The organism is Thalassospira sp. ER-Se-21-Dark, from assembly GCF_017922435.1.
In the GTDB taxonomy this organism is placed as follows: Bacteria; Pseudomonadota; Alphaproteobacteria; order Rhodospirillales; family Thalassospiraceae; genus Thalassospira.
Map to the genome: position 1 here is coordinate 193097 of NZ_VDEZ01000001.1, position 13717 is coordinate 206813.

The 13717-nt window shown below is 54.8% G+C and carries 9 protein-coding genes; 2 read left to right on the top strand and 7 right to left on the bottom strand.

The genetic code is table 11. The features are described from left to right. Window positions 1–53: 53 nt before the first annotated feature. The 4 genes from FHI25_RS00910 to FHI25_RS00925 all read right to left on the bottom strand — a co-directional run bounded on the left by FHI25_RS00910 (window position 54) and on the right by FHI25_RS00925 (window position 6704). Window positions 54–3695, bottom strand: coding sequence for a hydantoinase B/oxoprolinase family protein (locus tag FHI25_RS00910; RefSeq protein WP_210514171.1), 3642 nt, complete (start codon window positions 3693–3695; stop codon window positions 54–56). 69 nt (window positions 3696–3764) lie between these two features. Then, window positions 3765–5066, bottom strand: coding sequence for a TRAP transporter large permease subunit (locus FHI25_RS00915; RefSeq protein WP_210514175.1), 1302 nt, complete (start codon window positions 5064–5066; stop codon window positions 3765–3767). Window positions 5067–5075: 9 nt separating this feature from the next. Further along, window positions 5076–5588, bottom strand: coding sequence for a TRAP transporter small permease (locus tag FHI25_RS00920; RefSeq protein ID WP_063088856.1), 513 nt, complete (start codon window positions 5586–5588; stop codon window positions 5076–5078). A 141-nt stretch (window positions 5589–5729) separates the two neighbouring features. Then, window positions 5730–6704: a TRAP transporter substrate-binding protein gene (locus FHI25_RS00925; protein ID WP_008889616.1), complete on the bottom strand. Its 975-nt coding sequence runs from the start codon at window positions 6702–6704 to the stop codon at window positions 5730–5732. A gap of 269 nt (window positions 6705–6973) precedes the next feature. On the opposite strand from FHI25_RS00925, the gene FHI25_RS00930 reads away from it, so the two are divergent. Next, window positions 6974–7726 (top strand): SDR family oxidoreductase, encoded by a 753-nt coding sequence (locus tag FHI25_RS00930; protein WP_210514178.1) that lies wholly within the window; start codon window positions 6974–6976, stop codon window positions 7724–7726. Window positions 7727–7789: 63 nt separating this feature from the next. Here the strand turns inward: FHI25_RS00930 and FHI25_RS00935 are convergent, their stop codons facing one another. From FHI25_RS00935 to FHI25_RS00945, 3 genes are all read right to left on the bottom strand, one after another. Continuing rightward, window positions 7790–8299, bottom strand: a complete 510-nt coding sequence (locus tag FHI25_RS00935) for a winged helix DNA-binding protein (protein ID WP_063088853.1) — start codon at window positions 8297–8299, stop codon at window positions 7790–7792. 139 nt (window positions 8300–8438) lie between these two features. After that, the gene (locus FHI25_RS00940; protein WP_246878845.1) at window positions 8439–10382 is read right to left on the bottom strand and encodes a HAMP domain-containing methyl-accepting chemotaxis protein; all 1944 of its coding nucleotides are present in this window, start codon (window positions 10380–10382) and stop codon (window positions 8439–8441) included. A gap of 328 nt (window positions 10383–10710) precedes the next feature. Beyond that, window positions 10711–12708 carry a HAMP domain-containing methyl-accepting chemotaxis protein gene (locus tag FHI25_RS00945; RefSeq protein ID WP_210514185.1) on the bottom strand — a complete coding sequence of 666 codons (1998 nt, stop codon included), beginning with the start codon at window positions 12706–12708 and terminating at the stop codon, window positions 10711–10713. 270 nt (window positions 12709–12978) lie between these two features. Between FHI25_RS00945 and FHI25_RS00950 the strand changes: the two genes are divergently transcribed. After that, a complete protein-coding gene (locus tag FHI25_RS00950; protein ID WP_210514188.1) occupies window positions 12979–13716 on the top strand; it encodes a TerB family tellurite resistance protein in 738 nt (245 codons plus the stop codon). The last annotated feature ends 1 nt before the right edge of the window (window position 13717 follow it).

A 13717-nucleotide genomic window follows, 5' to 3' on the forward strand; every position in this document is an offset into this window, starting at 1 on the left:
TTTAAGGGGGGAACACGTTCCCGGTCCGCAACATCTGGTAATGCAGGGGCCGATCAGGCCTTGCCGTAACCCCCGCCACCCGGGGTTTCGATGACAAAGACATCACCGGCGTGCATTTCCGCACCGTCTGTGCCCTTAAGCTCGATCACAGTGCCATCGGTGCGCTCAACCGCATTGCGGCCAAGCTGACCGGGTTCCCCACCTTGGCAGGCTTGAACCGGCACGCGACGGTGGTTGGACAGGATCGATGCGGTCATGTCTTCAAGGAAGCGCACACGGCGGATCGCACCATCGCCACCCTTGTGTTTGCCTTTACCACCCGACCCTTTGCGGATTTCAAAGCTTTCGAGCAGCACCGGGAAGCGCCATTCAAGCACTTCCGGATCGGTCAGGCGCGAGTTGGTCATGTGCGAATGAACAGCCGCCGTACCATCAAAGTCGGGACCGGCACCGGTACCGCCACAGATGGTTTCGTAATACTGGTGCGTATCGTTGCCCCAGGTGAAGTTGTTCATCGTGCCCTGACCACCCGACAACACGCCAAGGGCGGCATACAGCGTATCGGTGACATGCATGCTGGTTTCGACGTTACCGGCAACAACGGCGGCCGGATAACGCGGATTAAGCATCGATCCTTCGGGCACGATCAGATTGACCGGCTTCAGGCACCCGGCATTGAGCGGAATGTCATCATCAACAAGCGTTCTGAAGACATAAAGCACAGCAGCACGGGTCACCGCCGACGGGGCGTTGAAGTTGTTATCAAGCTGATCGGACGTGCCGGTGAAATCAACCGTCGCCGAACGGGTTGCCTTGTCGATGGTGACCTTGACGCGGACAACCGCGCCATTGTCCATTTCATAGGCATATTCACCGTCTTTCAGGACGTCGATCACGCGACGCACGCTTTCTTCGGCGTTGTCCTGAACGTGCTGCATATAGGCATGCACGACATCAAGGCCGAAGTGATCGACCATCTTGCGCAGTTCCTGCACACCCTTTTCATTGGCCGCGATCTGGGCCCGCAGATCGGCGATGTTCTGATAGGGGTTACGTGCCGGATATTTCGCACCTTCAAGAAGGTCAGTCAGACCTTTTTCATCGAACGTGCCCTGATCAACCAGTTTGAAGTTGTTGATCAGAACGCCTTCTTCTTCAAGGACGCGCGAATTCGGCGCCATGGAGCCCGGGGTGATGCCGCCAACATCGGCATGGTGACCACGCGATGCGACATAGAACAGCACTTCCTTACCATCATCGCCAAACACCGGGGTGATCAGCGTGATGTCAGGCAGGTGCGTACCGCCGTTATACGGGTCGTTCAGCATATAAACATCGCCCGGCTTCATTTTGCCGTCGTTGTTTTTAATCACCGCCTGAACGGATTCACCCATCGAGCCGAGGTGGACAGGCATATGCGGGGCATTGGCGATCAGAAGACCTTCCTGATCAAACACCGCACAGGAGAAGTCCAGACGTTCTTTGATGTTGACCGAGTATGACGTGTTGGCAAGGGTGACCCCCATCTGTTCAGCAATGTTCATGAACAGGTTGTTGAACACTTCAAGCATCACCGGATCGGCCTGGGTGCCAATCGCCTCTGAGCGTTTCATCGGCACGACACGGTTCAGGATCAGATGATCCAGGCCGTTGACCTTGGCTTCCCAGCCCGGATCAATCACGGTGGTGCCGACCGGCTCGACAATCACAGCCGGGCCGCGCACGGTCGCACCGGGTTTCAGGTTTTCACGTTTGTAAAACGGTGTCTGTTCGGTTTTGCCATCAAAGACGACCGGACGGGTCGCAAGCGGCTTGAGCATAACCTCCGCACCATCGAGTTCAGCCGACGACGCCGGAAGGCTTTGGGTTTCGCCAATCGCCTCAACCGCGACGGCCTCAACCACCAGCGGCTTTCCGTTCATGACAAAACCATAACGCTGTTTGTGCTGTTCTTCGAACTGGCCCGTGATGGCATCAACATCGCCGAAATCAACAATCAGCGGGGTGTCGGTTCCGTCATAACGCAGATGCAGGCGTTTCAGCAGGCTGATCTTGTCATCCGAAATGCCCTGCTCTTTCAGTTCCGCAAGCGCGTCAACAGCCAAGGCATCAAGCTGTTTATCCAGATCCGCAAGACCTTCGGCGGCAAGTTTGCCCTCAACCGCCTGTTCACGCATCGCACGGATATCGGCAAGGCCCATGCCATAGGCCGACAGAACACCGGCGAACGGATGAACAAAGACCTTGGTCATGCCAAGGGTATCGGCAACCTGACAGGCGTGCTGACCACCGGCACCGCCGAAGCATTGCAGGATATAGTCGCTGACGTCATAGCCGCGCTGAACCGAGATCTGCTTGATGGCGTTTGCCATGTTTTCAACCGCAATGCGCAGGAAGCCTTCGGCGACTTCTTCGGGGGTGCGGATCTGGCCAGTGTTCTTTTCGATGTCGGCGGCCATTTCCTCAAAGCCCTTGCGCACGGCATCGGCATTCAGCGGCTCGTCGCCTTCGGGGCCAAAGACATTCGGGAAGAAGTCCGGCTGGACCTTACCCAGCATGACGTTGATATCAGTCACCGCCAGCGGACCACCACGGCGATAGGCCGCCGGTCCCGGATTTGCACCGGCACTGTCCGGACCAACACGGAAACGTGCACCATCGAAATGCAGGATTGAGCCGCCACCGGCGGCAACCGTGTGGATTTTCATCATCGGTGCACGCATGCGCACACCAGCAACCTGGGTTTCGAAATCACGTTCGTATTCGCCGTCATAGTGCGAAACGTCGGTCGATGTACCACCCATATCGAAACCGATGACCTGTTTGAAGCCATCCATTTCAGCCGTACGGACCATGCCAACCACACCGCCAGCCGGACCGGACAGGATTGCGTCCTTGCCCTGGAACTTGACCGCATCGGTCAAACCGCCATTGGACTGCATGAACATCAATTTCACGCCGCCCAGTTCGGAGGCGACCTGATCAACGTAACGACGCAGGATCGGCGACAGATAGGCATCAACCACAGTGGTATCGCCGCGCGATACCAGCTTCATCAACGGGCTGACCTGATGGCTGACGGAAACCTGGGTAAAGCCGATGTCACGGGCAACCTTTTCGGCGGCCAGTTCGTGCGCGGTATAGCGATAACCGTGCATGAAAACGATGGCGCAGGCACGAATGCCGCTGTCATAGACCTTTTGCAGGTCAGCCCGAAGGGTATCAAGGTCCATGCCTTCGAGTTCATGCCCCTGCGCATCAAAACGGCCAGCGGTTTCGATCACGGTCTCATAAAGCGTTTCGGGCAGGATGATGTTGCGGTCAAACAGGCGCGGGCGGTTCTGATAGGCAAGGCGCAGCGCATCGCGGTAGCCCTTGGTGGTGACCAGAACGGTACGGTCGCCTTTGCGTTCAAGCAGGGCGTTGGTCGCAACCGTGGTGCCCATTTTGACGGCTTCGATTTTCTCGGCCGGGATTTTCTCGCCGTCGGCGACCTCAAGCAGTTCGCGGATACCCTGAATGGCGGCGTCCTTATACCGTTCGGGGTTTTCCGACAGCAGTTTGTGGGTGACAAGCGCGCCATTGGGTTTGCGGGCAACGATATCGGTAAATGTGCCGCCGCGATCGATCCAGAACTGCCATTTCGGCTGTCCGGTGGTCTGCGAGGCGGGCGAATTTTGGTCGAGCGGGGCCATGATGCTCACTCCTTCAGGCATCTGTAGTCAGAAAATTCGAGTATTTTGGTCAGTTCAAATCATGAACTGTTAGCCACTCATTTGCGTTGGCAGCCAGGTAACGATCCCCGGAAATACGGTGATCAGAAGGGCGGCAAACAACAGCAGGAAGAAGAATGGCAAGGCAGCAATTGCAATCTTGAACAGGTTCTTGCCTGTCAGGCCTTGCAGAACGAAAAGGTTAAAGCCGACCGGTGGCGTGATCTGTGACATTTCGACCACCAGTACGACATAGATGCCGAACCACAAAAGGTCGATGCCAGCGGCCTGCACCATCGGCAGGATCACAGAGGTTGTCAGAACCACCACCGAAATACCGTCAAGGAAACATCCCAGAACGATAAAGAAGATCGTCAGTGCACCAAGCAGCGCATAAGGCGACAGCTCCATCTGGGCGATCCATGCGGCCAGCTCACGCGGCACACCGGTAAAGCCCATGGCAACCGTCAATACCGCGGCACCCGCAAGGATAAAGCAGATCATGCAGGACGTCCGGGTTGCCCCCATGATGCCATCAAGCAGGCTTTCCTTGGAAAGCGACCCGCTAAGCGCTGAGAGGATCAACGCACCGACCACACCGAATGCCGCGGCCTCGGTCGGGGTTGCCACCCCGCCATAGATCGAGCCGATGACAGCCGCAATCAGAACGATGACCGGGATCAGGCGACCCGATGCACGGATTTTTTCAGCAAACGGAATGCTGGGGGCCGCTTCAGGCATCTTGTCCTTGTTGATCGTGGCCCAGATGCCAACGAAGCTCATGAACATGATGATCAGCATGACACCGGGGATTACGCCGGCAATGAAAAGACGGGCAATCGAAAGTTCGGCCGAAACACCATAAACAATCAGAATGATCGACGGCGGGATCAGAAGACCCAGCGTACCGGATCCGGCAAGGGTTCCAAGGATCAGGCTGTCGGCATAGCCCTGCTTACGAAGTTCCGGAATCGACATGCGCCCGATGGTGGCCGCAGTTGCCGCCGACGACCCCGACACCGCGGCAAAGATACCGCAGCCGAGAATATTCACATGCAGCAACCGGCCCGGAAGTTTGTTCAGCCACGGGGCAAGCCCAGTGAACATGTCTTCGGAAAGGCGGGACCGAAACAGGATTTCACCCATCCAGATAAACAGCGGCAGCGGTGCCAGTGACCAGGTCGCAAGGCTTGACCATGCTGTGGTCGCGATGATCGGACCGGTTTGCGCACTGGTGAAAACATCAATGGCAAAGACGCCAATGGCAAAAAGTGCAAGTGCAACCCACAGACCAGCGCCCAGAAACAGGAACAGCAGGCCCATCAGGATAAGACCGATTTGAAGTACGTCCATGACCGCCCCCTACTCGTTCAGTTCGTTCGCTTCGCCGCCGACAAAAGCGGGTTCGCGGCCAGCCAGAAGATCAACAAATGCTTCGAGCAGAGCGATGGTAAAGACAACCAGTCCAAAGGCCATGGCGGTTTGCGGGATCCACAGCGGGAAGGCCAGAACGCCGGGCGAGGTATCGCCGTACGAAAAGCTTTCCTCGGCCAGAACCGCCATCCACCAGGCGAAGTAACCGGCAAGATAGATCGCAGCCAACAGCGTGATCGCTTCCATTGTCCGGCGGACACGGCCTTTAAGGTGCGAAAGGACGATCATGACCCGGATGTGGGTGCCTGCGCGCAGCGCCGGACCAAGGGCAAGGAACGTACCGGCAGCAAGCGAGAACCCGGCCAGTTCATTGGCATCGTGAACGGCGATCCCGACAAGGCGCCCCAAGGACTGGGCGAGGATCAGCAGCGCAATGATTACCAGGAACGCGGCCGCCAAAACGGCACTGAATTTGAATAAATAATCTAGCAGTCTGCGCACAGCAGTCCCCCTTTCCGCCAACGATCATCCCCAAAGCGACGTATCGTACCTAACGGACAGTAACATTAAAATGTGCGGATTGTCCGGGACCGAACGGAGGACGACACCCGTCCGGCCCCGACAATTGGCAAGAACTGGTGCTTAGTTCTTGAACGCGTCGATGATGGCCTGGCCTTCATCGCCGGTTTTTTCCAGCCAACCAGCGACCATTTTGTCACCAGCTGCTGCCAGACCGTCTTTGAGTTCTGCACTCGGTGCAGCAACGTTCATGCCGTTTTCAGAGAGAATTTTCTTTTTCTCTTCGGCTTCTGCCATGCTCATTTCCCAGCCGCGGGTTTCGGCTTTGGCAGCAGCTTCAAGAACAGCAGCCTGAACGTCGGCAGACAGGCCATCGAATGCGCTTTCGCTTACGATAACCATGTTTTTCGGAAGCCATGCCTGAACGTCATAGAAGTTCGAAACAAAGTCCCATGCCTTGGAGTTGGCACCGGTCGATGGCGACGTAATCATCGCTTCGACAATGCCGGTTGCAAAGGCGGTCGGGATTTCCGGAACTTCAACCTGGGTCGCGACCATGCCGGTCAGCGATGCCAGTTCGGACGTGGTGGCGTTATAGGCGCGGAACTTGACACCATCGAGGTCAGCAACGCTGTTGACTTCGTTCGCGGTGTAAAGGCCCTGTGCCGGCCACGGAACAGCGTAAAGAACTTTAAGACCGTCTTTTGCGAGGGCGGCTTCGATGCCTTCGCGCGATACTTCCCAAAGCTTCTTGGCGTCTTCATAAGACGTCGCGAGGAACGGGATCGCGTCAACGGTGTAGATCGGGTTTTCGTTGGCCAGCAGGGAAATCAGGGTTTCGCCGATCGGCACCAGGCCGCGCTGAACCGAACGTTTGATGTCAGCATGCTTGAACAGCGAACCACCGGAATGAACGGTGATGCTCAGCTCACCGCCGGATGCTTCATTCACATCCTTGGCAAATTCAATGATGTTCTGGGTGTGGAAAGTCGCGTCAGGATACGGCGTTGCCATGTCCCAGGTTTCTTCAGCGGATGCAAAGCCAGCTGACATGGTGATCGCTGCGACTGCGACAGTCGAAAGTGCTTTTTTCAACATTTTTCAAGTCTCCCTGTGTGTGATGCAAGCCGATACACGTAATCGCGTATCGAGACTCCAAAGTAGCCTCCCGACACATTGATCACATTTTGCCGACAAATTGTCAACTTTAATTCATAGCAGATATGCGAAATCCGGGAAACAACACTTAGAACCCCACCTGCGTGAACCCGCAAAAACCGACCATTCGTCTGATATTTTTGTTGTTATTGTTGCCTTCCGGGGGCATTCAACTAGCGATCAAACAAATAACAAGTGGGGAAAATCCAATGTCTGATCTTTCGGGGAAGTCTGTCTGGATTACAGGTGCCGGTAGCGGCATCGGTGAGGCAATTGCCAAATCTCTTGCGGCTGACGGGGCACACGTTGCCCTTTCGGCGCGGCGCGAAGAGACACTTCGGCAAGTTGCAGATGACATTGTGGCAAGCGGGGGAAAAGTTGACATTTACCCGCTCGACATCAGTGACAGCGACAAGGTTTTTGAAACGGTCGCGAAAATCAAAAGCGCGATGGGCAAAATTGATGTGCTGATCAACTGCGCTGGCGTAAACACCCCGAAACGGCATTGGCGCGATCTTGATATCAAAGACTGGCAACGTATCGTCGCCGTCAACCTGAACGGTGTTGCCAACACCGTTTGCGCGACCCTGCCCTTGATGCGCGATCAAAAAGACGGACTGATCATCAATATTGCATCGTGGGCCGCAAAGCATGAATTCCCGGTCGCAGGTCCTGCCTATATTGCATCCAAGCGCGGTGTCGTCGACCTTTCGCACAGCATCAATCAGGAAGAACTGCACAACAACATCCGCTGTTGCTGCATTTCGCCGGGCGAGGTTGCCACCCCGATCTTGCAGCAACGCCCGGTACCGATAGAACAGGAAGAACTTGATCGTCTTTTAAACCCAAGCGATCTTGCAGAAATCGTGACTTATGTCGTCGGGGCCCCCATGCGGGTCTGTTTCAACGAAATCGTGATGTCCCCGACCTACAATCGCACCTTGTTGCCTATTCAGCCCTAGGTGTTGTTCCCGGACGTCGGGGATGCAAGGGACAAGCCTTGGCAGCAGTATCAGCAGCGCGAGTTACATCGCGCTCGCCGCACGTGATGCCTGGTCATAGACACCGGAAATTGCGCGAAGGGTCTTGGCGACATCCCCGACTTCCTCGCTATTGACGCCAAGCCGCTGGAAAGTCTCAATCAGGCAATCCTCGCGGACCTGACGGTATTTCTCACACATTTCGCGGCCGTCCTTGGTGGTCGCGTAATGCACTTCCTTGCCGCGTTTGACGCCCTCGACCAGTCCGAGCTTGCGGAGCTTTTTAAGGGAATAGTTCACAAGATGACTGTCTTCGACATTCAGGACAAAGCACACTTCAGACAGGCTTTTTTCCCGTTCACGGGAATTGACGTTGTGCAGTACCAGAATATCGAGAACCGACACATCGGGCATACCCGCCGCACGCATGCACCGCACCATCCAGCGGTTAAATGCGTTGCCTGACAGGATCAACGCAAATTCAAGTTCCGACAATTCGGCTGCGCGTTCCGAGACAAGATGTGACGATGAGACGATACGTGTTTTATCAGCCATCCGACGTTCCCTGTAATGCAGTATTCCCGGTCACCAACATAGGTTCCAACCAGATTCATTGGAAGTTTGTCGGCATTTTATCGCGATAAAGGCGACAAGGTAAAGCCCCTGTCGCCTTATACTTATCGGCAATTCACCGTTAAAGTGTGCGCATCCGTTCGAGAAAACCATCAATCTGCGACCGCAAATCACCGCTTTGTTGACCAAGGTTGTAGGCCGAAACGTTGACGCTGCCAGCAGCTTCGTTGGTTTCATTGACAGCTGCAGACACCCCTTGCATGGCAGCCGAGATTTCCTCTGTCCCGGCGGCGGCCTGTTCGACGTTTTGCGAAATCTCGCTGGTGGCAACGGTTTGCTGTTCGACCGCGGCCGCCACGGCAGCTGCGCGTTCGCTGATGTCAGAAATCATTTTGACAATTTCGTCGATTGCATCGACGGCAAGGCTTGTGGCCTGCTGAATATCATTGATTTGGGACGTGATTTCCTCGGTTGCCTTGCCGGTCTGATTGGCAAGGTTTTTCACCTCGCTTGCGACAACGGCAAAGCCTTTGCCTGCATCCCCCGCCCGGGCGGCCTCAATCGTTGCATTAAGGGCCAACAAGTTGGTTTGTTCGGCAATATCACTGATCAGGCTGATGACTTCGCCAATCTTGATCGCAGAATCATTAAGCCCCTGAATATTGTCATTGGTATTGCGCGCCCGCTCGGTTGCGGACTGTGCCATGGTTGACGTTTCAGTGACCTGACCGGAAATCTCGTTGATAGAAGCCGAAAGTTCGGTTGCGGCCGTGGCAACCAACTGCACATTCGAAGAGGCCTCTTCCGCACCGGACGATACCGCCATCGACTGATTGGTTGCTGTTTCAGCACTGTTGCGCAATACGTTCGACACCTGATGGAGTTGCTCCACCGCTATTCCGACATCTGCCATGACGGCAACCACCGCCTGATCGAATTCCTGGATATAGCGCTCCTGCGTCTCCATGCGTTTGCGGCGTTTTTCGTCTTCGGCCTTTTGCGCCGCTTCAAGCTTGATGCGTTCGATACCGTTTTCGCGGAAGACCAGGACAGCTCGGCCCATCTCGCCAATTTCGTCCGCCCGCTTCACTTCGTTAATATCGACGTCAAAGTCGTTTTCAGCCAATCGGGTCATTTTGTTGGTCAAACCGCTGATCGCGCTGACAATGGCGCGCGCCAACAAGAACGAAAGCCCCATCAACGCCAGAACGCCGATTGAATACATGATGACCGAAACCGTCAGACTGGTTTCTGCAATGCTGTCAGCTCTTTGCTTTTGGGTCTGTGCGATTTCGCCAATCGACTGACTGAGTTCATTAAGGATCGGCTCAGCCTCGGCATAATAGTCGGATAAAAAGCCGAGCTCTTCTTCGCGTTGCAGGATCTTTTCAGACAGCGCTTTGAAATCGGCGACATATGACTTCATCAAGTCGGTGATTTTATCCTGCTCGGCGGCGGGAATGTTTGAGGCGGCCAATGCCGGTCCGAACTCGGCTAGGCGGTCATCAATCCGGCCGACATATTTTGGATCAAGGCGTGCAAGAAAGTCCTTCTCGTGGCGGCGCATCATCAACATGATTACGGTAAGATTGTCGGCATTATATTTCTTGAGCGCTTCTTCGACATTGTGCACCGATGAACGTAGCCGTCCAAGAAGCCCCTCTTCCTCGTTCAACCCGATTTCTCGCTGCAAACCGACAACCACCGAAAACTTGGCGTCATAGTTTGCAAAGGCTGTCACGATTTCCTGGAGCTGTGCATCAAACGCGTTCAGTTCTGGTGCCTGTTCAAGCTGCTCGAGGCCTGCATTGACGTTTTCAACGACACTGGCATGCTCGGAAACATATTTCTCATCCATGCGCAGCAGGAAATCCTTTTCCCGCCGACGTGCATTCAGGAATTCACGTGAAACAGCATCAGCAACCAGTTTGTTTTCCAGCGCACTCTCGGCGACCTCTTCGGCGGCCCGTCTTTGTTGCTCGGCAATGAATTGCACGGCACCAACTACAATAAAGATCAGAAGTGCCACCCCGCCGATCAGCGATATTTGATAGAGAAGTCTCATTCGGGAAAGAAAATTCATCTTGGCCCCCAAGCAGTTGCCCCGCCTTTGCCACAGCTGTTCTCCCGCTGGCATCAGCGCAGGTTTCTATTCAACAACGAAATGAAGACACCTATCGCGCCCGCCAGATCAAATCGGGGGAACCTTGCCCCATATGTCGGGAAACCATTTCGGCCTCTAAGCCTTGGCAAGACATAATTGATGCTTGCCCGGTGCCTGTCTCTTACTCAACTGAATCACAATTGGTTTGAGGCACAACAAAACAAGAGGAAAGATTGCTCTTTCCTCTTGTTCCAGTTGCAGACGTGAAATGATGCTTGTTGCAGGCGGCCTATGAAATCGAGCGCATCCTTGCAAGGAAGTTATCGATACGTTCACTTAGACCATCACTTTGACGACCCAGGTTATCGGCCGAGCCACGCACATCATCGGCAGCCTCGGTGGTTTCTGCCACCGCCGCCGAAACCCCCTGCATGGCGTTCGAGATTTCGGTGGTTGCCGATGCGGCCTGTTCGACATTCTGGGAAATCTCGCTGGTTGCAACGGTCTGTTGTTCGACGGCAGCGGCCACCGCAGATGCTCGTTCGCTGATATCCTTGATCATCTGAACGATGCTATCAATCGCATCGACGGCCGATTGTGTCGCTTGCTGGATATCATTGATCTGGCTTGAAATGTCCTCGGTCGCCTTGGCGGTCTGATTGGCAAGGTTTTTAACCTCGCTGGCAACCACGGCAAAGCCCTTGCCAGCATCACCGGCACGGGCGGCTTCGATCGTGGCGTTCAGAGCCAGAAGGTTGGTTTGTTCGGCGATATCGCTGATCAGATTGATGACTTCGCCAATGCGGACTGCGGCCGCATTCAGGCCCTGAATGTCATCGTTGGTTGTCTGGGCACGATCACTTGCCGTTGCCGCCATTTTCGAAGTATCGCTGATCTGCCCAGCAATCTCGTGGATTGAGGCCGAAAGCTCCGTCGCCGCCGTTGCAACAAGTTGCACGTTTGACGATGCTTCTTCACTGCCCGCAGAAACGGTTGTCGACTGTTCATTTGCTGTGGCCGCACTGTTACGCAAAACTTCGGAAACAGAGTGCAGCTGCTGAACCGCAGTCCCCACTTCGCTCATCATTGCGACGACATCATCGTCAAATTCGCGAATGTGCTGTTCCTGCTTTTCAATGCGCTGGCGCTGTTTTTCGTCAAGTTCGCGTTGCTGGGTTTCAAGCTTTTGCCGCTCCAGACCGTTTTCGCGGAAGACAACCACAGACCGGCCCATTTCGCCAATTTCATCCTTGCGGTCGGCTTCATCCAGTTTGACGTCAAAGTCGTTCTTGGCCAACCGGGCCATCTTGTCGGTCAACCCGGTGATGGCCCGCACGATGGCACGCGCAAGAACCATCGACATCAGGATCATGATGATCGCACCGGCGATAAAGATCGCAAACGTAACCTGAACCCCGCTATGAGCGATTTGTTCGGCGCGTTGTTGCATGTTTTCGGCAACGGTCCGGACTTCATTGCCCAATGTTTCCAGAACCGGCTCGACGGCGGCGTAATATGCGCTGAGGCGTTCCAGGGATTCTTCACGTTCAAGAACAGCATCGGCAAGGGTTTTGAAATCCGCCAGATATGAGTCCATCAGCTTGCCAAGCTGCTGTTTCTTTTCATCCTGAATGCTGCCAGCGCGCTCAAGCGCAGCCGAGAACTGCTTGGAAGTTGCTTCGACACTTTCGACATAGGCCGGATCCAGACGGGCAAGAAAATCCTTTTCATCGCGGCGCATCTGTAAAACGGCAATCGAGAGGTCCTTGGTGCCACTCAGTCCCAGCATCGCCTCGAGCTTGGCCACTTCTGCCAAAGCAGTTTCGACTTCGGATGCAGCACTGCGCATTTCGCCAAGCAAGCCCGAACTCTCGTCCAGACCAACCTTGCGCTGCAATTCAACGACAGTGGCGAATTCCGACACATAATTATCGACGGCTGTCTGAACCTGCTCGACCTGCTCAAGAAGGCTCCCAAGTTCTTCACGCCCGGAAAGCTCTTCCAGACCGGCCCGGATTTGTGCGGCGGCTTCGGCGTGGGCAGTGACATATTCCTCGCTTCGTCGAATAACAAAATCTTTTTCGTGGCGACGTGCATCGAGGAACGCACGCGATACAATGCTTACCGTCTGGGAATCCTCACTCGCAGCCTTGGCGATCAATTGCGCGGATTGGCGCTGTTGATCGGCGACGAATTGTGTGATCCCGACAATGGCGAAAATCACCAGAGCAACGATGCTCAGCAGCGAGATCTGGTAAACCAGCTTCATTCGCGACAAGAAAGACATGCTTCCACCCCTCATTTTCCGGTTCTTGGTTTTATATTTTGTTTTTCAGAACCATAAAACATTCTACCATCAGTAGATATATAAAGACTAAAGTATAGACTAATTACTAATTGCCTCTACCTTTGGCGAAAATTCCCGCAAATTAGGTCATTTCTTTTCATCATCTGCGCACTATGTTTGTGCTTTGCGCGGGCATTGGTACTGATTAGTCACCTGTCCATTCAGCCAATCGACCGCACCGGATTACAACAAACAGGATGAAGATCACCCATGAGCATCTGGGGCAAAATTATTGGCGGAACCGCAGGCTTTGCCCTGGGCGGACCATTGGGTGCAATTCTTGGCGCGGCGGCCGGTCATGTCGTTGACAAGATCAAAAGCAATGCACGCGGGCCGCAAATTGGCGGGCATGATCCCCGCCAGATCGCTTTTGCAACCGGTGTGGTCGTGCTGGCCGCCAAGATGGCGAAGGTAGACGGCCATGTCAGCCGCGATGAAGTAAACGCCTTCAAACGCGTGTTCCATATCCCGCCGGGCGAAGAAAAGAATGTCGGCCGCATCTTTGACATGGCGCGATCATCGTCAGACGGGTTTGAGGTCTATGCCCATCAGATGGCCACCATGTTTCGCGGTGAACGGGCGATCCTTGAAGGTGTGCTTGAGGCGCTTTATCAAATCGCCATGGCCGACGGCGAACTGCACCCGGCCGAACAGGACTACCTTAAAAAGGTCGCCCATATCTTTGGCTTTGCCGAGGTCGACTTTGAACGGGTTCATCATGCCTTCACCGCATCAAATGGCCCCGATCCCTATGAACAGCTTGGTCTGACCCGTGATGCCAGTGACGATGACCTGAAATCGGCCCATCGGAAACTGTCGCGCGAAAATCATCCCGACACCCTGATGGCCAAGGGCATGCCGCCGGAATTCATCGAACAGGCCAACGAAAAGATGGCGCGGATCAATGCGGCCTGGGATCAAATCCGCAAAGAACGCGGTATCCGCTAGC

Bases quoted from the DNA above. Each gene is read 5' to 3' on its own strand.
- FHI25_RS00910 (WP_210514171.1), bottom strand. From the start codon at position 3,695: ATGGCCCCGCTCGACCAAAATTCGCCCGCCTCGCAGACCACCGGACAG.
- FHI25_RS00915 (WP_210514175.1), bottom strand. From the start codon at position 5,066: ATGGACGTACTTCAAATCGGTCTTATCCTGATGGGCCTGCTGTTCCTG.
- FHI25_RS00925 (WP_008889616.1), bottom strand. From the start codon at position 6,704: ATGTTGAAAAAAGCACTTTCGACTGTCGCAGTCGCAGCGATCACCATG.
- FHI25_RS00930 (WP_210514178.1), top strand. From the start codon at position 6,974: ATGTCTGATCTTTCGGGGAAGTCTGTCTGGATTACAGGTGCCGGTAGC.
- FHI25_RS00935 (WP_063088853.1), bottom strand. From the start codon at position 8,299: ATGGCTGATAAAACACGTATCGTCTCATCGTCACATCTTGTCTCGGAA.
- FHI25_RS00940 (WP_246878845.1), bottom strand. From the start codon at position 10,382: ATGAGACTTCTCTATCAAATATCGCTGATCGGCGGGGTGGCACTTCTG.
- FHI25_RS00945 (WP_210514185.1), bottom strand. From the start codon at position 12,708: ATGTCTTTCTTGTCGCGAATGAAGCTGGTTTACCAGATCTCGCTGCTG.
- FHI25_RS00950 (WP_210514188.1), top strand. From the start codon at position 12,979: ATGAGCATCTGGGGCAAAATTATTGGCGGAACCGCAGGCTTTGCCCTG.